The following is a 19,812-nucleotide window of genomic DNA, read 5'->3' on the forward strand; positions in this document are numbered from 1 at the left end:
ACCATGAGGGTTGTCCAACAGATTACCTTTGAGGCCAGAGACGATGCCGAGGCCATCAGGATCGCTGCCGATAGATTGGGCAGGGATGCGGTGGTGCTTTCGACCCGTCCTGTCAACAAGGGAGGCTTCCTTGGGTTGTTCGGAAAGCCCGCTCTGGTCGTGACGGCGGGTATTTTGGAGGAAGACGAGCCCAAAAGGAAAGAAGAGCCTCTTGGCGATAGGGTCCGGGCCTTTCAGCTGTTGCTGGAGGGTAAGAGAGAGAGCTTCCCCGTCGCCTCTGCGGATGAGAGATCATTGGGGGAAAAAGAGACCGGTGAAGCTTCGACTTTAGGGGAAGAGGACAGACTTGAATTGTCCTCGTCTATCGGCATTGCCTCCCGTCCTTCTGTCTCGAGGGAGAAAGTCGCTCAGGCTTATGGAAAAGACCCTAATCCCGTCGGAGAGGTAGAAAACAAAAATCTCTCCGACGACGTGGAGAGGATCCAACGCACCTTGTCCTCCGTTCTAGAGCGGCTAGACAGGGGAGCCGTGTCCGATGATGATGGGACGGACAAGATCCCAAGGCCGGATTTAACTTCTTCGCCCGATAACGATTGCCGGAGGCAGTGGCGTAACATGCTGTTAGAGGCCGATATGACCGAGCCCTTCGTTGAAACCCTTCTCGACCGTTACGATGGACCTCTGGACGACCGATCCTTTCGGGATTGGCTGAAGGGTTCCATAAGAGCCCCTTTCCGGGACGTCATAAGCGCCCTAGGCGGGACCAGAGTGATGTTTATAGGTCCAACAGGGGTCGGCAAGACCACTACCATTGCAAAGCTTGCGGCGGCTAACTCTCTCTGGGAAGACCGCAAGGTCCTCCTTGCGACCGCCGATACCTACCGTATAGCGGCGGTTGAGCAGCTCAGGACATATGCCAAGATCTTGGGAGTCCCCGTCGAGGTGGTCTTTGACCCCAAGGATCTCAAGGGCATCAGGGAGAAAAGGGACGCCGAGCTTATCTTGCTCGATACGGCAGGGCGAAGCCAGAGAGATTCTCGCAGGCTGGATGAGGCAAAGGAGCTTTACGAGGCATTCGCTCCAGAGAGCGTTCATCTCGTTATCTCCGCTAGCTCCAAATACAGGGATATGCTCGACGTCATCGAGAGAATGGGAGATATGCCCATATCCCATCTCATATTCACGAAGCTTGACGAGACCTTGACTCTTGGACCGGTTCTGGAGATAGCTCTCAACTTCGATATCCCTGTGTCCTTTCTGACCGTAGGTCAGAATGTCCCCAACGACATAGAGGTTGCCTCTCCCGATAGGCTTGTGGATATGGCATTAGGCGGTGAATACGGTGATTGATCGCAGAGCTTCTATGGCGGATCAAGCCTCCGACCTGAGACGTATGGTGGCCTCCATATCGGAGGATAAAAGGACCAACAGTTCCGGATTTCTCCGTTCCATCGCGGTTGTCGGAGGTAAGGGCGGCGTAGGTAAGAGCAATATTTCCGTCAACCTGGCTCTGGCTTTGGGGGAGATGGGCCATAAGGTGGCGCTCCTGGACGGAGATCTCGGCTTGGCTAACGTAGATATTCTAATGGGTATCCAGGCTCCATATAATTTGATCCACCTAGTAAGAGGTGAGAGATCCCTCGACGAAATTCTGTACGATGTCGGGGACGGAGTCTCCGTAATACCGGGAGGCACCGGTATAGAGGAATTGGCCAATATGGACGAATCGGCTCAGTCGTCTCTGATAAACGCCTTGGCGGATCTGGAGTCACTTGCCGAGATTATGGTGGTGGACACCGGTGCGGGTATCCATAGAAACATGATCTCCTTCGCCCTTTCTGCCGATACGGTTATACTTGTTACTACGCCAGAGCCCACGTCCATAAGAGACGCATATGGGCTTCTCAAGTCTCTGGTGTTCGGTACTGTTGGAAAGCTGGACGTCCGAGTGCTGGTCAATATGGTTTCCTCCGAGGAGGAAGCCCGATCTGTGGCTGGACGTATGCGTTTTGCCGCCAGCCAGTTTCTTAGGGTAGACCTCGGCTACTCTGGGTATGTCTTGACCGATAATAGTCTGTCCGATTCGGTAAGGGCCAGAAAGCCTTTGATTAGATTTGCTCCTCGTTCGGACGCATCCAGATGTTTTCGCAGGATAGCCAGGACCCTTATATCCGAAGGCGGCGAAGAAAACTCAGTCGATCTGGGGCGAGGGGTTAAGTCCCTGTTCTTCAAGCTTGCCAGAAGCCTCGGGGTCGACCGGAATAGATAGGGGGTAGAGCATGGAAGCGACGACCCTTTTAAACAAAGATCCTCAACTGATAGGTTCCAAAGTTGGCATCTCTATAGTGGCGGGGCTCTATAAAGGGGAATATCCATCACGCCTGGAGGACGGAGAAGGAGACGTATGGAAGCTCTCTCATCCGTTCCTCGGGGGGGGGCTTCTGCCTATGTTCCGTGGTGTGGAGCTGAAGCTTTCTCTGAGTTCCGATAAAAGCGTCTACAACGTAACGGGTTCCGTTCTGGGTACGGTTCGGGAGGGGGCCGTCGTTATGTTGGTGGTGAAGGTTTTCGGCGAGGTCGATAAACTTCAGAGACGTCGTTTCGTAAGGGTCCCCTGTATGCTGAACGTCGAGGTAGCTCCTCTCGGTTTTTTCTTGGACAGCCATCATGGATGGCTCGACGGTATCGCCAAGGACGTCAGTCTAGGTGGCGTTAGGCTTGCGTTGAAGGGGAACTGTTCCTCTTCCTTCAGGGATATGTCCAGATTTATACTGAAATTCCCTTTAGATGATGTAGTGTCCTATCTCTCCTGTCGGCTAGTCGTGGTACGATATATAGAAGAACATGACGTTACCGAGTTGGCCCTGGCCTTCGATTTTCTTCCGGCTATTCTGGAGAAATCCTTGGGCCGTTTTATTCGGAAGAAAGAGCTGGCGTCTAAGGGGGATGGACGCTGACGAGGGGAGGGTGGTCCGGTGAAAGGCATAAAAGTCCTGGTAGTGGACGATTCCTCTTTCATGAGGAAAGTTCTAGGGGATATTTTGGAGGAAACACCGGGTATAACCGTGATAGCCAAGGCTAGAGATGGCGTGGATGCGCTTGATAAGATAGATCGAGACAGACCCGACGTGGTTACTCTCGACGTGGAGATGCCGAGAAAGAACGGACTGGAGACCTTAAAGGAGATCATGGATCGTTTCCCTACTCCGGTCATAATGGTGAGTAGCCTGACCAAAGAGGGAGCTTCTATAACCATGCAGGCCCTTGCCCTGGGTGCTGTCGATTTTGTGGCGAAGCCGTCCGGGACAATCTCTCTGGACATGAGGGACGTTGGAGAAGAGCTCAAACAAAAGGTCTTGGGGGCGGCCTTCGCCAGATCTGCCGTCCCAGGCAAGCCCTTTTTGAAAAAAACGGTACCTCCAGTGTCCTCTCTGAAGCGCCAGGCCACCGTAAAACCTCCGGTTCCTGGGATACATCCGGAACTCGTGTGCATAGCCTCTTCAACGGGAGGACCTCAGGCTCTTCAACGGTTGTTGACCGCTTTGCCCTCGGATTTTCCTCTTCCCATAATAGTGGCTCAGCACATGCCCAGAGGTTTTACCGCCTCCTTTGCTACCAGGTTGAACGATCTTTCCAGCATAGACGTGGTCGAGGGACAGGAGGGGACCATCCTAAGGCCCGGTCTGGCGGTCATAGCTCCTGGCGGTTATCATATGATTCTAAAGGGAGGAAGCGGTAGCCTGTCTCTCGGTCTGTCCGACGCCCCTCCCGTATTGTCGGTAAAACCGTCGGCCAACGTGATGTTTCTCAGCGTGGCCGAAATCCTCGGAGGAAACGTAGTTGCTGTCATCCTAACAGGAATGGGTATAGACGGTACAGATGGAGCTCAGACCCTATCGTCCATGGGAGCATACGTTTTTGGAGAATCTCCGGAAACCTGCGTGGTTTACGGTATGCCCAGGGCGGCTATGGAAGCAGGCGTGGTCAACGAACAGCTGCCGTTGCATAAAATAGCGCCAGCCTTGGACCGCTTCGTGAGAGAAAATCGATAGAGGAGATGATAGGACATGTCTACCGATATGAGCCAGTACCTGGGAGCCTACCTCGACGAGGCGACCGATAACCTCCAGCAACTTAATGAGCTTATATTGGCGGTTGAGCAGGACCGTCGCAGTCGCGACACGATAGACGAGATATTCAGAACGGCTCACACGCTTAAGGGGATGTCCGCTACGATGGGTTTTAAGCATATGGCCGAGCTTACCCATGCGTTGGAGGACCGTTTCTCCAAGGTCCGAAGCGGCGACGAGGATCTAACCGACGACGATATAGACCATCTTTTCCAGAGCCTCGATCTGATGCAGTCCATGGTGGATGCTATCAGGGACGGAGGAACCGATCAGGATACCGACATATCCGCCTTGGTAGCTCAGCTGAGGGAGGAAAACGTAGATTCCGCTTCATCGGTAGAAAAAGGTGCGGAGGAAGCGGAGCTTTCTGATCAGGAAAAGGAATGGCTTGTAGATGCGACCAAGATGGGGCTGGCCGTCTACAAGGTTAAAGTGGTCCTGGATCAAGAGTGTCTTCTGAAAGCCGCCAGGGCATATATGGTGGTAAGTCGCCTTGAGGAGATGGGAGAGATCGTAAAATGCGATCCCTCCGTTGACGATCTGGAAAAGGAGCAGTTCGATCACTCTTTCATCGTGTATATAGGAACCAAGGACGAAGCAGACGTCGTTAAAAATGCGGTGATGTCCGTCAGCGAAGTGGTCGAAACCGAGGTTCTGTCCTGGGAGGTGGAGAAAGGAGAAGTATCCAAGGAGGTCGCGGTCTCGGAGGAAAAATCCGCTAAGGTTACCGCAGCTTCTCCCAAAGCTAAGCAGACGGACGAAGCTCTTAAAACTACGAAGGCTCCGAAGGCCAAGAAAACGTCTCAGACCGTGAGGGTGGACATAGGCCGTCTGGACAGTCTCATGAATCTGGTCGGCGAGCTGGTGATCGGAAAAGCCCGTATAGAACGTTTGGTTCTCGAGTCCAAGCTGAGGGAGTTCGACGAGCCCCTTTCTCAGCTGGGTAGGATCTCCGGTGACATCCAGGAGCTTGTTACCAAGCTTCGTATGGTTCCGGTCTCCTTCATCTTCGATCGTTTCCCCAGGCTCATAAGGGATATATCCAAGAATCTCGGCAAAGACGTCGAACTCGTAATAGAGGGACAGGAAACGGAGTTGGATCGAACCGTAATCGACGAGATAGGCGATCCCATGGTCCACCTCATAAGAAACTCCGTCGATCACGGCGTTGAGACCCCGGAGATTAGAAAGGCCGCCGGTAAGCCCGCTCAGGGAACCATCCGCATCGCTGCCTACCAGGAGGGCAACAGCGTCATAATAGAGGTGTCCGACGACGGAAAAGGAATAGATCCCGTGGCGGTCGGCAAAAAAGCGGTGGAACGTGGTATGGTCACGGAAGAGGCGTTGGCGGAGATGTCCGATGACGAGATAATCCAGTACGTCTTTCTTCCTGGATTCAGCATGGCCAAAGAGGTTACCGATCTCTCAGGAAGAGGGGTCGGCATGGACGCGGTCAAACGCAAGGTCGAGGCCCTGGGAGGCCAGTTCGAGATCCGCTCGAAGGTCGGAGAGGGCACCAACGTCTACATAAGACTCCCCCTCACCTTGGCCATAGTCCTGGCATTGTTGGTCCGGGTCGGAGACGAGATCTACGCCATACCTCTGGAAAACGTGGACGAGACCATTCTGGTCCGCGAAGATGACATGAAGAGAATGCATGGACGTCCCGTCACCCTATTGAGAGGAGAGGTCCTTACTCTGGGGGATCTGGCGTCAACTCTTGATGCGATAAGGGATGACGAGGAGAGAAACGAGTACCCCGTAGTGGTGGTCAGGGCCGGCAGAAACAGGATCGGCTTTGTTGTGGACGCCCTGGTTGGACAGCAGGAAATAGTGATCAAATCGCTTGGGAGGCTTTTGTCGAAGATAAAGGGAATAGCCGGAGCCACCATCTTGGGAGACGGCAACGTCGCTCTCATACTAGACGTGGCGTCCCTTAACGTACGGGCTTAGGAGTAGATAGGGACGATGGAGTATAACGATTTCAGTCCGTTGCATCTTGATGCCATTAGAGAAGTGGTAAATATAGGGGCGGGAAACGCCGCGACTGCTTTATCCGAGATGTTGGGTAAACCGGTCGACATGGGAGTTCCCGACGTAGAGCTCGTGTCGATTTACGAGGTGTCCGAACATTTCGGCCCCCCCGAGGATTTCGTTGCCGCCGTCTACACTCATGGAGAGGGAACCTTCCCATGTAATCTCATCTTTATACAGGACGAGGAGGCCGCCCAGGGGATGGTGGATGCCATGTTCATTTCTAGGATGAACACGGATGGAAGAGACTTCCCCCCGGAGATGAGAGACAGCGCCCTCAGCGAGCTCGGAAACATAATCCTGAGTTCCTTTCTGAACGCGGTCAACCGGATGATAGGATCTGAGTCGATCTCGATCTCGGTGCCAGGAGTCGCCCATGATATGCTGGGGGCCATACTGGAGTTCGTCGCCTCCATCTTTGCCCAGTCCGGTGAACTGGCTCTCCTGGTTAACACGACCTTGAAGCTGGACCAAGAGGGGACGGACATCAAGGGGAACATAATGATGGTTCCAGATCCCGGCGCTCTCGAGATCCTTCTCTCCAAACTGGGGGTGCTTTGATGGAAAAAGGGCAACACGTCGGGATGGCCGACACGGTCCTTGTTAAACACCCCGGCAAACTAGTATCTCTCGGTCTCGGATCCTGTATCGGTCTGGTCCTCTACGATGAGACGGCTAAGGTGGCCGCCATGGCTCATATAATGTTGCCGGAGAGCAGAAAGGACAAGGAAAATCCGAAGCCGGGTAAGTTCGCCGATACAGCCGTTCCCACCCTCATCGACATGGTGTTGAGGGCCGGGGCCAAAAAAGAACGTCTGAAGGCCAAGATGGCTGGCGGATCTCAGATGTTCAACGTCCCGGGATCCAAGACTGGATTTCTGGCGGTGGGGACTAGAAACGCCGAGGAGACCGAGAAGAACCTTAAATCTGCGGGAATAAAACTTGTGGCCTCGGACACCGGAGGAAACAAAGGGCGAAGCGTAGAGTTCTCCACGGACGACTGGATATTGATCGTCAAGACCCTGGGCACAGGCAAGCAGGGGATATAATATAGTCTCATACCGAGCTTGGCTTATCTTTCGGTGGATTTCGAGAGGGGGATACTTCTATGCCGCCATCCAAAGAGGACGAGGCCCTGTGGCAGAGATATCGGTTGAATCCCTCCGAGAAGGACGAGATAGTAAGCCGCTATATTCCTCTCGTCAAGTACGTAGTGGCACGGATGACCGTTACTCCCCCACCTGGTTTGGACTATGAGGATCTCGTCAGTTTCGGGCTGATGGGGCTTTTGGACGCCATCGATAGGTTCGAGATAGAGAGAGGCTTTTCTTTCCAGACCTTCGCTGTTCCCAGGATAAGGGGAGCTATACTGGATGAACTGAGAAAATGTGATTGGTTTTCCAGAACCGGCAGGGAAAAACTACAACGTCTGGAGAGGGCCACAGAGCGGCTTATGATTCAGGGGATAGCTCCCGACGACGAATCTCTCAAGAAGGAGATGGACGTAGACGATAAGACCTACAGGGAGATGCTCAGCCTGGCGTCAAGGGGGTACGTGGTCTCCCTGGACGAGGTAATGTCCCTGGATGAAGGAGACGTTCAGAAAGGGGATCTGCTCTCCGATACCGGGGCCTCTGCTCAGGAAGTTCTGGAGAATCGCGAGGATATCGACCGAGTAACCAAGGCCTTGCATCGTCTTTCCGAGAGAGAACGTTTGGTGCTTTCCATGTACTATCTGGAGGAAATGACCCTTAAGGAGATAGGGCTTGTCCTCGGTGTCACCGAGTCGAGGGTCTCTCAGATACACGGAAAGGCCATCGTCTCCTTAAAGGCTAGACTTTCGGTTCACAGCTGATTTGAAGGTCCGTCCACGATTCGATATGGAGGTGTACGATGTCTGAGCGACTCACGATAGAGAAAAACGAAGAAGGGGTTTATCTCTCGGTCGAAGAAGGGGTCTCCCTAGCCGATGTGTTGAACTTCTTGACCAGAGAGAAGATTTCCAACTTCGAAGCTGAAGCGGTGGAAAAGGCCCTGGAGACCCCGGGCAATAAGACCAGAATCGCTCAAGGAGAGGCCAGAAAAGATGCCAAGGTAAAGGTAGAGATATCCAGAGACTCGATGGTCGCCAGAATCGCAGTAGAGCCTCCCGAGGGAGATGCTCCTTGGCCCAGTGTGTCTGACCTCAAGAAGGCCCTGGAGACTAAAAACGTCATTTACGGAATAGACGAACCGGCTCTACATACGATAATCGACGGGCATCTCTCGGACCAATGGGTTGACGTTGCCCGAGGTGATCCTGCAATCGACGGTCGTAACGCCGAGGTCGAGTATGTCGTGGAGTTCGGAAGCAGTCGTCCTTTAGGAACCAACGAGGGAGGAAAGGTGGATCTCAAGGAACTTTCCTCCGTCACTATAGTCCATAAGGATCAGGTATTGGCTACCCGTATACCTCAGACCGATGGACAAAACGGTATCAACGTATTAGGAAAGACGGTAAAGGCCAAAAACGGCAAAGACCGTAAACTTCCGGCGGGGCAGGGGACCAGGTCATCGGAAGACGGCACCACCCTTTATGCGGATCAGGATGGACACCTGGTCTTCAGAGGCAGCGTTCTGGATGTTTTGCCGGTGTATGTCGTTCCGGGCGACGTGGATTACAGCGTGGGGAACGTCCATTTCATAGGTTCCGTAGACGTAAAAGGTGCCGTCAGGGACGGATTCGAGATAAAGACCTCCGGGAATGTCTCAATCGGAGGCGTTGTCGAGGGAGCGGTCATAGAGAACGACGGGGATCTGGAAATCAAAATAGGGGTTTCCGGAGGGAACAAAGGGCACATTCGAAGCGGGGGGTCACTTTCTGCTGGCTATATAGACAAGGCGACCATCCATGTGGACGAGAACCTGCAGGTCAAGGACGCCATTATGCACAGCGACGTATCGGCTGGTAAATCCGTTATCGCTGGGAACAGAGGAGGCAAGGGGCAGATCGTAGGTGGCAAGGTCCAGGCCGGTATAGCAGTTAGCTGTGTTAATCTGGGCAGCCAGATGGGAACGAAGACCGAGGTTCATGTGGGAGTTCCTCCCGAGTTGGCCAATCGAAAGAGCGAGCTGATCTCCCTCATAGAGGAAAACAGGGATAAGCTAAATCAAATAGATACCAACATAGCTTTCTTGAAAAAAATAGAAAAGGCCGGAAAACTGGATACGGAGAAAAGAACCATCATGCTCAAGCTCACCAAGGGCAGTTTTCAACTACGTTCCTTGATAGATGGTTGGACCAAGGAACAGGAGGAAGTTGAACTAAAGATAGAGAGAAGCAGATCCGATCCGAAAGTAAACGTCAAGGAGACCTGCTATCCCGGTGTCTCCGTAACGATGAGGGGAATAACCTATCTCGTGAGGGAAGAGATGCGGTTTATTACCTTCCGATACGACGACGGAGAGTTGAAGCCCTTACCCTATGACCCTTAAATAGGTCGAAGGAGGTCGTATGTCGAGATGATACATCCTATAGACCATCAACTTTCTTTCTGGAAGATGGAGCAGAACGCCCAGAGCCATAAGGACCCGTCGTCATCGGCCCAACAGGCCCTTCAATCCGAGGCGGCGGCGGAGGAAGCCGAGCATAAAAATATTTCCGTCCAATCCGGAGATGAGTCGGCCGAATCCCAGCGTCCCGGGGTCGGTGACAGAGACGCCGGAAAGAACGGAAGGCGCGGTGGCGGAGGAAAAAGAGGATCCCAAGACGACGAAGGGGACGAAACGGAAAAAAGCGAGGGATTCGAATTCTATGCCTGATAGGTCCAGCATAGGCTACGTCAGAGTAGAGGCGGACGGTGACGTCTTCAGAGGAGCTCTCCTGGTGGTGGACGACAGGGGGATACCCTTGGATTTCAGGTACACCGATCCGGTCTCGCCTACCAAACTGGAGAGAGTTCTGTACGGCGAGGCGTTGGACGTATATATCCAGGAGGACGTCATCCTGGGAAGTCTTATCGAAGCAGTGGAGGAAAAGCCCGATATATGGGTATGTGAGGACCGCCGAGTTCTCATCCCCCTAGTTCGTATGTCCAAGTCTTTGTCCGCATCGATCGATTCCACCTCCAGAGCTCCCTTGGATACTCCCGGTGCGACGGCCCCTCTTCCGGAGGAGAACACATTTTTGGTGCAGACCGATTTAATGGGACCTCCTTATCGAGTGACAGTTGAAAAAGCTGAGGTTCTGGATAGGGTAGTCTCTCTTCTGGTTAACCTGTCCTCGACGATGGAGCTTCTGGAGCCCTTCAATCGGATATCGAAGGCAGTTGAAGCACTGGACTGATAAAATGGATTTCGATTCCGTAAAGAACGGTCTAAGGAGGCTGTTTCTGTCCAGAGTTTCGATTCATAAAGCTATCTTGTCCGAGGGTTCTCGCAGGGTGGCCGTTTCGTCCGCTACCAGATCCGTAGATGTTCATCCTCTCAGATCTCCGGTCAAGCTTACCGTATCTCGATGTGCTCAGTGGAGAGGTTTGAGGGCTAAAGGTAAAAAACTGGATCTTTTTATCTCTCCTCCCAAGGCCAGGGGAGGGAAGACCTCTCTCTCCTTCGACGTCTCGGTCGAGACCATCTCCCTTCGGTCCGACAGAGCCGAGACAAGAAACGGTCTGGCCGTAATAGCCCGTATGCCGTTGATTAGAAGGAACAGGGTTCACTGGCTTCGCGGCGATCGACGGAAGGACCTCATGGCCGTCTATTATCCCATAATTAAGGATAGTCTCTTGAAAAGCGCACTGGAGAAAGAGAGCGGCGATCTCTATATCTGGTATAATTCATCCTGTCAAGGACGTTCCTCTCGGATGTTGTGTCTCGTCTCCGATCCCGGAAAGAGACCTCCTCTGGCGTGGAAATGGATTTGATATAGATTACCTATATTATCACGAGAGAAATGAAAGGAGACCCCAAGGGGAACGCAATGGAAGAAAAGAAAAATGTCAAAGAGAACAGTTCGGTAAGCCCGGGAGACGTCGTCACTGGAGTTGTTGAGCAGGTTATGCCTTATGGAGCTTTCGTCCGTCTGTCCACGGGGCAGAGGGCTATGGTCCACATATCTCAGTTGTCTCACAACTTCATCAAAAACGTGTCCGACGTGGTTTCGGCGGAGCAGGAAATCACGGCAAAGGTCATCAAGATCGACGACAAAGGGCGTATCGACCTGTCGATCAAGGCTATGTCCGAGCCTCCCGCACGCCCCAGCAGACCTCCTTTCCGCAAGCCAGGCGGATCGGGAGGAGGTCCGTCCGGAGGTTTCTCCAGGGAGAATTCAGCTCCTAAGACTCCGGAAGAGGATTTCGAGAGAAAACTTTCAAGTTTTCTCAAGAAAAGCGAGGAGAAGATAGCGACATTGAACAGTGCCAAGTCGGGTGGAAGAGGCGGCCGAAAGAAGGGCGGACGTTAGATTTTATGACCGGAAGAGCCCCTTTGCCTTTCAGACGGGATATCGACATCGTGTCTCGTCAGATGGGGGGGAGGCATTTCGATCCGGCCTTTATCGTCGGCATAGCTCGTCGTTGCCGTTGGGGGGCCCCTCAGGTCTTGAGATGTTTTCCTCTTAGGAAGGGATTCCCGTTTCCTACCACCTTCTGGTTGTCCTGTCCGTGGCTGGCTCGATCTCTAGGAACTCTTGAATCCAAGGGGGGAGTTTCCTCGTTGGAGGATTTTCTTCTGTTACGGAAGGAAAGGTGGCGGGATTTTCAGCTTGAGCACAGGATTCTGCGTCTTCGTCTGCTTTCCTCGGGAGAAAAGCGTTTCCTGAGGTTGCACCGAAGACCTATCTGGGAGGTTATCAGATCTGGAGGAGTCGGAGGTATCCGCTATGTGCCGAACAGTCGTCCGACCGTGAAGTGCCTTCACCTTCAGGTCGCGTCTTGGTTGGCTTTAGGGCGTCACCCCGGAGAGGTTTGGCTAAGGGAGAACATTCCCGATGTATGCTGTCCCGACGGGAGATGTCTTTTAGACAGGACAGAGACTTGACAACCTTGGACTGAGACAGTAAGATACCCAAGCGTTCCCGGAATGCAGAAGAGCCGTTAGCTCAGTTGGCAGAGCACCGGACTTTTAATCCGGGTGTCGTGGGTTCGAATCCCACACGGCTCACCAAGCGGTCCCATCGTCCAGGGGTCTAGGACACCGCCCTTTCACGGCGGCGACGCGGGTTCAAATCCCGCTGGGACCGCCATTTTCTGGCCGGTGTAGCTCAGTTGGTAGAGCAGCGCACTCGTAATGCGCAGGTCTGCAGTTCGAATCTGCACACCGGCTCCAGTGATCTCAGGGTTCTCGGTCTAGACCGAGAGCCTTTTTTTTATCTCTCGAAAGGAGATTTCTAGGTGGACGAAAAAAAGCTTCTTCTTTTGCGTCACGGTCAGACGGATTGGAACATAGCCTTTAAATATCAGGGCTCCATGGACATCCCACTCAACGGAGCGGGAGAGCTTCAGGCGGAAAAGACCGCTGAGAGATTGAACGAATGGGTTCCCGGCGTGTGTCTCGTCAGCCCGCTTCGAAGGGCCTTCAGAACCGCCGAGATAGTCTCCGAGAGGTGGCAGGGCGGACCGAAACTCTCCGTTATGGATGATCTGAGAGAGATCTCCTTCGGTGCCTGGGAGGGGATGTCTGTCGGCGAGGTTATGGATGCCTATTCCGACGAGTACGATCGCTGGCGGAACGACCCCGGTTCCTGGACCCCTCCGGGAGGCGAGCCCTTCGGGAAAGTCCGAGAAAGGGCGAAACGGGTGGTTTCCAAGGTCCTCTCCTGCGATGCAGAGAGGGTGTTGGCCGTCACTCACGGTGGACTGATACGAGCCATCGTGGCCGACCTTTTTTCTCTGCCCGATTCCTCCGTTTGGCGTTTCCGTCTGGATAACTGCGCCATGGTGGGGATCTCCTTCTGGAGAGGGAGTCCATCTCTGATGTTTTTCAACGACAGCCTTCATCAACTTATGGAGACGGGTACAAAGCTTCCTTTATCCTTTTAGATAGTCCCCTTTTTTCCCCTTAGCTGGTAAAATAACCTTCGGGATTATGCAGAAAAGGGGGCATCGCTATGGAGGGAAACCGTCTAGCCGAAGAGGAAGAACGACGGCTTTGGTCGTCTCTAGAGGACGGAGATCCCTCCGCCAGGGAAGATCTCATATTGGCCTATCGTCCCTTGGTCTTTTGGATCGCCAAGAAGTTCAACGTGAGTGGGGACATCTACCCCGACCTGATTCAGGAGGGGATGATGGCTCTCATAAAGGGAATAGATAGCTTCGACCCATCTAGAGGTTTTCGTTTCACCACGTACGGTTACTACAGAATAAGAGGCCAAATGTTGAACTATCTCCAGAGGAAGGAAGCCAAGGCCCCCTTCCCCATGGAAAATTTCGACGAAGAGCTCCGAGATCCTATGTCGTCGGAGACTATAGACGCAGTACTGGATCTGAAGGACGGACTGAGTCATCTTCCGGAGAGAGAAGCCAGGATATTGTCCGATCTGATAATGGAGGGGCGCAACGCCAAGGACGTAGCAATGGAGGAGAATATAGACGTCAGTCACGTCTACAGACTCAGGAGAAAGGCCTTGGGTTGGCTGAAATCGTGGCTTTCTCCGAACGATGCCACTTCCAGAGGTTGATCGGGGATACTTTTACGCAGGATGATACCTTATTTTGCGGGAGGGTCCTCTTATGGACGGAAAGATAAAAAAGGTCCAACGATGGTTGGAACGTTGTCTGGTAGCCTGTAAGTCCCGTTCCTGGGAAAACGCATTGGCCGATATGGAATGCGCCTCTGCGGAAATGGAGAACGCCAGGAGAGAGCTTTGGTCCATCGTCGACGGAAGCAGAGTCAAGACGCGAACTCGCCGATTCTCCAGATCAATCGGGGCCTCGATCGCCGCGGCCGTGTTCGTTTTGGTGACGGCCTTTCCTGTTTCGATGCCCGAACCAGTCCGCAGGGCCGTGAGAGCCTCCCTCGCATGGGAGGATCAGAAAGCCCTCCTGGAGCTGGTCACTCGGGACGAAAGGGAGATGTTGCTTATGTTGAGAAAAAACCTCAGCAGTGCGAATATCCCCGAGCGAGATCCTGAGACCCCGGCGGTCCGAGAGAATCCGTCGGATCGGGTTTCCATGAGGGCCGTAAAGGTCGAAAAAACAGGGCGATTAGTCAAAGACGGATCCTCCGAAAGCGAGGTTCCGCTGGATAGGTTTATAGAGCTTATGGAAATTGGACAGAGGGCGCTGAGGACCGACGACGGTCCCGTCCTGTTGGAAGAGAGATGAACTAACATCCGGAAGGAGAGGGTCTTGTGAGGCGACCGTCGGTATCTTTGCTTTTAGCCATAGGACTGGTAGCTGTGTTTTTTTCCGTAGCCAGCGCTGCGCCAGTGGTCACCATGATAGACGTACAGGGAAACGAGGAGGTCGTCTCCCAGCATATTCTCGGGGTCGTCCAGACCAAGATAGGAGAGCCCTTGGATCAGGACGTTCTCAAGAAGGACATAGAGGCCATCTATGGCCTGGGATTTTTTTCCTACGTGGATGCCAAGATAGACCCCTACAACGGAGGTGCGGCTGTTACCTACGTTGTGACCGAAAACCCCGTGGTCGAGAAGGTCGAGTTCATAGGGAATACGGTCTACAGCGAAGAAGACCTCATGAAGCAGGTCTTCACTACCCCCGGAACCGTATTCAACCGGGTCTTTTTTCGCCACGACCTTCAGAGAATAAGGGACAAGTTTCAGGAAGACGGCTACGTCATGATGCGTATCGAGGACGTTCAGGTCGAGGGAGGTATCGTCAAGGTCTATGTACTGGAGCCTCGGATCGGAGAGATCGTCATACAGGGTAACAGAAAGACCAAGACCTATGTCGTACGTCGGGTCATAGACGTAAAAGAGGGTGATCTGTTCAACTCCATCAGACTTCGTCATTCCCTCAACAAGATAAGGGCGCTTGGCTATTTCGAGGACGTCAGCGTAGGTTTCGAGCCTTCCGAAGACGGCTCGGGAGATATGGACCTCATCCTTACCGTTAAGGAACAGAAGACCGGCAGGGTGTCCTTTTCCATCAGTCACGGTTCCAGCAGCGGCTGGGGGGGCGGGGTGTCCTACGGCGACTCCAACATGGCGGGAAGGGGAGTCAACCTGGACGTGGGGTTCGAGGCCGGAGATTACGAGGGATACTGGGCCAGCCTCTCCGACAACTACATGGACGAAAAGACCTACGCATGGAAGATCGGTGCTTACAGCAGAGAGTACGAGGACAGATCCTATTGGGATAACAGCATATCCACCAATGGAGAGCTCTTCGATTACGACGAGAAGCGCAAGGGTGGATACATCGGAGCGGGAAAGAAGTTCAAGGGTGACGATAAGCTAAGCTGGTTCGTCACGCTCGACTGGCACGACAGCGACGTAGAGTTCAAGAGCGGCTCCAGGGATCAGTTCGATCTCGCCACCGCCAACGGCGGGACCAGCGGTACAAATTTCTCCGTGGAGGGGAAGATTACAAGAAATAACCTGGATCCCTATCTCAGCTACAAAAAAGGCGATGTCGAGACCATCGCGATAGAGCACGCCATGGAGCTTCTTGGGGGAGATTGGACTTTCACGAAATACTGGTTTGAGGGCAAGGCCTTTCTTCCCATCAAGGACGTGGAGGATCTGGTCGACATAAACATCAAGAAGGATAACCCGGTGTACATAGCTGCCAGGATAAAGGCCGGTTCGTCAAGTGGCACCATCCCCTGGATGGAACGCTACGAAATAGGAGGTTCCACCACCCTGAGGGGGTACGAGTCGGGACAGTTCAAGGGAGAGGAGATGCTTCTCGGTAACTTCGAGCTCCACGTTCCCATAGAGGAGGCCTTCTCCTTCGTCCTGTTCTACGATATAGGGAACACCGAGATGAGCTTCTCCGACATGATAGACGACTACGGTTTTGGGGTGAGGGTTAGGACTCCTTTGGGCAATCTGCGTCTGGACTACGCTAACGGCGATGACGACTCGCAGTTCCACTTCGGGTTCGGCGAAATTTTCTGATCGAGGTCGAGAGAAGGGCCTTAGGGGGGCTGTGGCGGCCGTCACTGTCGCCCTGGCCCTCCTTTTTTCGTCCTCGGTCTTGCCGGCGTTGGGAGCCGAGATAAGGGTTTCCGGTGCGCCATTATGGATCTCCGCCGCGGCGGAGAGAGCGGTGGATGCCGTATGGTCCGAGCTTTCTAGGAGCGGGCTGTCCCGCTTGCGGGCGGTGGAGACTCTCGGTCTTGTCTCCAGCCGACTTTTCAACGGTTACGACATCGACGTCGTTAAAAACGGACGGGAAAATCCGTCCATAGTCCTATCGGCAGAAAAGATTCTTCCCTGGGAGATCGAGTTCATCTCGCCGGATCTCAAGGAACCCTTCTCTCGCTGGATGGACGACGATCTCAAATCGGTCGAATCGGAGATGTTGGGGAAACTCTCCGGTGTCCCCTATCAGGCCCTGACCTGGGGAGACGACGCCTTCAGATCGGAGCTACGAGCGGTTATGGAGGATAAAATGCCCGGCTGGAGAGGGGGGGCAATCGTTCGGTTTAAGGAGGAGGGAGTACTCCTCGAGTTGACCGTCACGCCCGAATCTCCCTACGTCTTGGCTACCGATCCGACCATATATTCCGGAACCTTGCCCAACATACTTATGGACAGGCTGAAGGAGTCTTTGTTGAAGGATCTTTCTCCGGTTATGGGGCTTCCCGTATCGTGGATCGAATCCCATGGCGAAGCCTTGGATCGATGGGCTAGCGCCATGGTAGAGAGGAGAAACACCGTCTCTAACTCCAGGTCCGATGTGAGTATATCGGTGGTTCCCAGTCAGATAACCAAGGTTGATGCCCTGGTGGAGAGTCGACGTTACGTTCTCAGGGCCTGGTTAGCCGCTCAGGCCGGTGCCAACGGCAGGTCCCCCGAATTGGGGTTTCATATAGGTCGTTTCGTCAAGCTGGTTCCCCGGTGGGAGTCGGAACTTTACGGCGAATTCCTGGTCGACCTGGAAAACTGGAGTCTAGAGAGCCGTGTCGGCCTCAGATGGGGGCTGGTAGATCCGGTCTGGATAGGAGTCGAGTACGTCGATCCCGACGACGAACTTTGGTACAGGCTGTGGGTTAGGGGACACAAAAAAGGACCTTATTTCTGGTGCCGTTATAGCGAGGACTACGAAAACCAGATGGCCCTGGGATACAGGATAAACCAGGTCGTCTCGGTGGAAGTCAATTACGACGATCGTTACGACGACCGGTGGAGTCTTCGTGCCATAGGCGATCTGTGAGATCGATCGTCGAGAGGAGAGAGAGCTTTATATGTCGTACAGTCTGAGTCAGCTTTCCGAGATACTGGAGGGCCGATGTATAGGAAAGGGAGACTTCCTGATTCAGAGGGTCTCCACCCCGGAGGAAGCATCGGAGGGCAGCATAGTGGTGGTCCTCGACGGCAGAATATTGAAGGATATTCCCCGCGAGGTGTCGATAGTCGGTAAAGAAGAGGCGTTTTCCGACGGCAGAAGAGGCATCTCCGTTCGGGAGCCCAGATTGGCGATGGCCGTCATTCTCGGGCTCTTTCAGAAAAAAGCGACCGTTTCGGAGGGGGTAGACCCTTCGGCTGTGGTCCATCGATCAGCCTACGTGGACGAAAACGCCTCCATCGGGCCCCTCTGCGTTCTGTCCGAAGGGGCCTCGGTGTCGGCCGGGGCGGTCCTCAGGGCAAACGTCTTCGTAGGAGAGGGAGTCTCTATCGGTGAGGACTCGGTGATAGAACCGGGAGTGGTTATATATCAGGGATGTTCCGTAGGCGACAGGGTTCTTATACACGGCAACGTCGTTATAGGAGCGGACGGTTTCGGTCATATACCGGCCTCCGAGGGACGCCGGGTCGTCAAGATTCCCCAGATAGGTGGAGTTCGGATCTGCGACGACGTCGAGATAGGGGCCAATACGTCCATTGACAGGGGAACCATAGGTGACACCGTCATAGGCGAGGGAACCAAGATAGATAACCACATACAGATAGGTCACAACGTCTCCATCGGTAAAGACTGTCTATTGGCCGCTCAGGCGGGAATTGCAGGTAGCGCCGTCCTGGAGGACAGGGTTGTGATGGCAGCTAGATCGGGAGTTCAGGATCACATCAGGGTGGGGTCGGACTCGGTTGTCGCCGCCTCGGGAGGGGTCACCAAAGACCTTCCCTCCGGCTCGCTCGTATCCGGGTTTCCCGCCAGGAACCACCGTGCCAAGCTTCGACAGGATGCCTACACCTCTAGAATAGGGGATCTCTTCGATAGAGTGAAGCGTCTGGAGCGGCTTATATCGGAGGACAGTTGACGTGTCCCCCAGGTATCTTCTCGATAGAGAGGTCCTTTTCCGAGGGATAGGGCTTCATTCCGGCCTGGACTGTGGCGTACGGGTCTTCCCCTCTGGCAGGAGAGGAATAACTCTCTATCGGGACGGATCTTTTTTCCCACTCGATCGTCTCGAATGGGACGGCGACGGAAGAGGGACCGTTCTCATTCTGCCTGACGGCTATAAAGTTAGGACGGTGGAGCATCTGTTCGGAGCTATAGCAGGATTGGGTTTGGACGAGGTTGCCGTGGATGTCGCCGGAGGAGAGATCCCTGCCATGGACGGCTGTGCTTCGTCCTTTGCGGAAGCCCTGTTGAAGGCCGGGGTGACTGAAAACGGATTTATCGATCCCTTGAGGTTGGACGAACCGGTAGCGGTAGACGACCGATCCCTGGGAAGGTCGGTGGTGGCACTGCCCTACGACGGATTGAGGGTGACCTACGTTATCGACTATCCCGGCACTGCCATAGGAACTCAATGCCTCTCTATGGACCTGAGCCGTGATAATTTTATCGACCGGATAGCCTCGTGTCGTACTTTCGCCATGATGGAGGACGTCGAGACCCTTAGAAAAAGCGGGCTTTCTCTGGGAGGCTCATTAGAAAACGCCATGGTGGTGGACGGACGGAAAGTTCTGGCCAAGGGCGGACTTCGATTCGAGGACGAGTTCGTTCGCCATAAGATACTTGACCTATTGGGAGATCTAGTGTTGCTCGGTCGCCCCCTGGCCGCCCACGTCATAGCCATTAAAGCCGGTCATTCCATGCATCAGAGACTGGTAAAAGAGATAGCTAAAAGAATAATATCGGAGGATTGATCGTTATGTTCGACATCAACAAGATAATGGAGTTCCTTCCCCATCGTTACCCCTTCCTTTTGGTCGACCGCATATTGGAGTCAGATCTCGAGCGGGTGGTAGGCCTCAAGAACGTGACAATAAACGAGCCCTTCTTCATGGGCCATTTCCCCGGGGAGCCGGTCATGCCCGGAGTTCTCATAATCGAGGCAATGGGACAGACCGGAGCGGTGGTTCTGCTTTCGAAGCCCGAGTTCGAGGGCAAGGTTATATACCTCACGTCGGTGGTCAAGGCCCGTTTCCGTCGTCCCGTAAGGCCCGGAGATCAGATGATAACCACCGCTACCCTGACACGTCTTAGAGGCAAGGTAGGCAAGGTGTCCACCGTGGCAAAGGTCGGAGACGACGTGGTCGCGGAGGCCGAGCTCGGATTCGTAGTGGACGACAGGCTGGAGTGATCCCATC

General features: G+C 53.8%; 22 protein-coding genes and 3 tRNA genes. All 25 read left to right on the top strand.

Translation table 11 applies throughout. The features are described from left to right. Positions 1 to 3: 3 nt before the first annotated feature. Positions 4 to 1,350 carry a flagellar biosynthesis GTPase FlhF gene (gene flhF / locus L2W58_RS02360; RefSeq protein WP_236101412.1) on the top strand — a complete coding sequence of 449 codons (1,347 nt, stop codon included), beginning with the start codon at positions 4 to 6 and terminating at the stop codon, positions 1,348 to 1,350. Next, entirely contained in the window at positions 1,343 to 2,269 is a 927-nt protein-coding gene (locus L2W58_RS02365; RefSeq protein WP_236101413.1) for a MinD/ParA family protein, read from the top strand. The genes flhF and L2W58_RS02365 overlap by 8 nt, the downstream gene beginning before the upstream one ends. A gap of 10 nt (positions 2,270 to 2,279) precedes the next feature. Further along, on the top strand, positions 2,280 to 2,957 hold the full coding sequence (locus L2W58_RS02370) for a flagellar brake protein (RefSeq protein ID WP_236101414.1): 678 nt from the start codon (positions 2,280 to 2,282) through the stop codon (positions 2,955 to 2,957). A gap of 18 nt (positions 2,958 to 2,975) precedes the next feature. Continuing rightward, on the top strand, positions 2,976 to 4,052 hold the full coding sequence (locus L2W58_RS02375) for a protein-glutamate methylesterase/protein-glutamine glutaminase (protein WP_236101415.1): 1,077 nt from the start codon (positions 2,976 to 2,978) through the stop codon (positions 4,050 to 4,052). A gap of 15 nt (positions 4,053 to 4,067) precedes the next feature. Further along, positions 4,068 to 6,083, top strand: coding sequence for a chemotaxis protein CheA (locus L2W58_RS02380; protein ID WP_236101416.1), 2,016 nt, complete (start codon positions 4,068 to 4,070; stop codon positions 6,081 to 6,083). 15 nt (positions 6,084 to 6,098) lie between these two features. Further along, the gene (locus tag L2W58_RS02385) at positions 6,099 to 6,725 is read left to right on the top strand and encodes a chemotaxis protein CheC (protein ID WP_236101417.1); all 627 of its coding nucleotides are present in this window, start codon (positions 6,099 to 6,101) and stop codon (positions 6,723 to 6,725) included. Beyond that, the gene (locus L2W58_RS02390) at positions 6,725 to 7,213 is read left to right on the top strand and encodes a chemotaxis protein CheD (protein ID WP_236101418.1); all 489 of its coding nucleotides are present in this window, start codon (positions 6,725 to 6,727) and stop codon (positions 7,211 to 7,213) included. Before L2W58_RS02385 ends, L2W58_RS02390 begins: the two co-directional genes overlap by 1 nt. 59 nt (positions 7,214 to 7,272) lie before the next feature. Then, on the top strand, positions 7,273 to 8,019 hold the full coding sequence (locus tag L2W58_RS02395; RefSeq protein WP_236101419.1) for a sigma-70 family RNA polymerase sigma factor: 747 nt from the start codon (positions 7,273 to 7,275) through the stop codon (positions 8,017 to 8,019). Positions 8,020 to 8,057: 38 nt separating this feature from the next. Continuing rightward, the gene (locus tag L2W58_RS02400) at positions 8,058 to 9,638 is read left to right on the top strand and encodes a DUF342 domain-containing protein (protein ID WP_236101420.1); all 1,581 of its coding nucleotides are present in this window, start codon (positions 8,058 to 8,060) and stop codon (positions 9,636 to 9,638) included. Between the two features lie 27 nt (positions 9,639 to 9,665). Beyond that, complete coding sequence (locus tag L2W58_RS02405; RefSeq protein WP_236101421.1) at positions 9,666 to 9,965, top strand: hypothetical protein; 300 nt, start codon at positions 9,666 to 9,668, stop codon at positions 9,963 to 9,965. Beyond that, on the top strand, positions 9,958 to 10,488 hold the full coding sequence (locus L2W58_RS02410) for a hypothetical protein (protein ID WP_236101422.1): 531 nt from the start codon (positions 9,958 to 9,960) through the stop codon (positions 10,486 to 10,488). Before L2W58_RS02405 ends, L2W58_RS02410 begins: the two co-directional genes overlap by 8 nt. A 4-nt stretch (positions 10,489 to 10,492) precedes the next feature. Then, on the top strand, positions 10,493 to 11,065 hold the full coding sequence (locus L2W58_RS02415; RefSeq protein WP_236101423.1) for a hypothetical protein: 573 nt from the start codon (positions 10,493 to 10,495) through the stop codon (positions 11,063 to 11,065). Between the two features lie 56 nt (positions 11,066 to 11,121). Continuing rightward, entirely contained in the window at positions 11,122 to 11,604 is a 483-nt protein-coding gene (locus L2W58_RS02420; protein ID WP_236101424.1) for a S1 RNA-binding domain-containing protein, read from the top strand. 5 nt (positions 11,605 to 11,609) lie between these two features. Continuing rightward, positions 11,610 to 12,179 carry a DUF501 domain-containing protein gene (locus L2W58_RS02425; RefSeq protein WP_236101425.1) on the top strand — a complete coding sequence of 190 codons (570 nt, stop codon included), beginning with the start codon at positions 11,610 to 11,612 and terminating at the stop codon, positions 12,177 to 12,179. Between the two features lie 50 nt (positions 12,180 to 12,229). Continuing rightward, a tRNA-Lys gene (locus L2W58_RS02430) sits at positions 12,230 to 12,305 on the top strand. A gap of 3 nt (positions 12,306 to 12,308) precedes the next feature. After that, a tRNA-Glu gene (locus tag L2W58_RS02435) sits at positions 12,309 to 12,384 on the top strand. A 7-nt stretch (positions 12,385 to 12,391) separates the two neighbouring features. After that, positions 12,392 to 12,467, top strand: a tRNA-Thr gene (locus L2W58_RS02440). Positions 12,468 to 12,532: 65 nt separating this feature from the next. Next, a complete protein-coding gene (locus L2W58_RS02445; protein ID WP_236101426.1) occupies positions 12,533 to 13,180 on the top strand; it encodes a histidine phosphatase family protein in 648 nt (215 codons plus the stop codon). 68 nt (positions 13,181 to 13,248) lie between these two features. Further along, positions 13,249 to 13,818 (top strand): sigma-70 family RNA polymerase sigma factor, encoded by a 570-nt coding sequence (locus L2W58_RS02450; protein WP_236101427.1) that lies wholly within the window; start codon positions 13,249 to 13,251, stop codon positions 13,816 to 13,818. Positions 13,819 to 13,870: 52 nt separating this feature from the next. Further along, positions 13,871 to 14,464: a hypothetical protein gene (locus L2W58_RS02455; RefSeq protein ID WP_236101428.1), complete on the top strand. Its 594-nt coding sequence runs from the start codon at positions 13,871 to 13,873 to the stop codon at positions 14,462 to 14,464. 26 nt (positions 14,465 to 14,490) lie between these two features. Beyond that, positions 14,491 to 16,224 carry a BamA/OMP85 family outer membrane protein gene (locus tag L2W58_RS02460; RefSeq protein WP_236101429.1) on the top strand — a complete coding sequence of 578 codons (1,734 nt, stop codon included), beginning with the start codon at positions 14,491 to 14,493 and terminating at the stop codon, positions 16,222 to 16,224. Positions 16,225 to 16,255: 31 nt separating this feature from the next. Continuing rightward, on the top strand, positions 16,256 to 17,485 hold the full coding sequence (locus L2W58_RS02465) for a hypothetical protein (protein ID WP_236101430.1): 1,230 nt from the start codon (positions 16,256 to 16,258) through the stop codon (positions 17,483 to 17,485). Positions 17,486 to 17,516: 31 nt separating this feature from the next. After that, positions 17,517 to 18,533 (top strand): UDP-3-O-(3-hydroxymyristoyl)glucosamine N-acyltransferase, encoded by a 1,017-nt coding sequence (lpxD, locus tag L2W58_RS02470; protein ID WP_236101431.1) that lies wholly within the window; start codon positions 17,517 to 17,519, stop codon positions 18,531 to 18,533. A 1-nt stretch (position 18,534) separates the two neighbouring features. Continuing rightward, positions 18,535 to 19,368, top strand: a complete 834-nt coding sequence (lpxC, locus tag L2W58_RS02475) for a UDP-3-O-acyl-N-acetylglucosamine deacetylase (RefSeq protein ID WP_236101432.1) — start codon at positions 18,535 to 18,537, stop codon at positions 19,366 to 19,368. 5 nt (positions 19,369 to 19,373) lie between these two features. After that, positions 19,374 to 19,805 carry a 3-hydroxyacyl-ACP dehydratase FabZ gene (gene fabZ / locus L2W58_RS02480; RefSeq protein WP_236101433.1) on the top strand — a complete coding sequence of 144 codons (432 nt, stop codon included), beginning with the start codon at positions 19,374 to 19,376 and terminating at the stop codon, positions 19,803 to 19,805. Positions 19,806 to 19,812: the final 7 nt, after the last annotated feature.

It is taken from the genome of Dethiosulfovibrio faecalis, assembly GCF_021568795.1.
GTDB lineage: Bacteria > Synergistota > Synergistia > Synergistales > Dethiosulfovibrionaceae > Dethiosulfovibrio > Dethiosulfovibrio faecalis.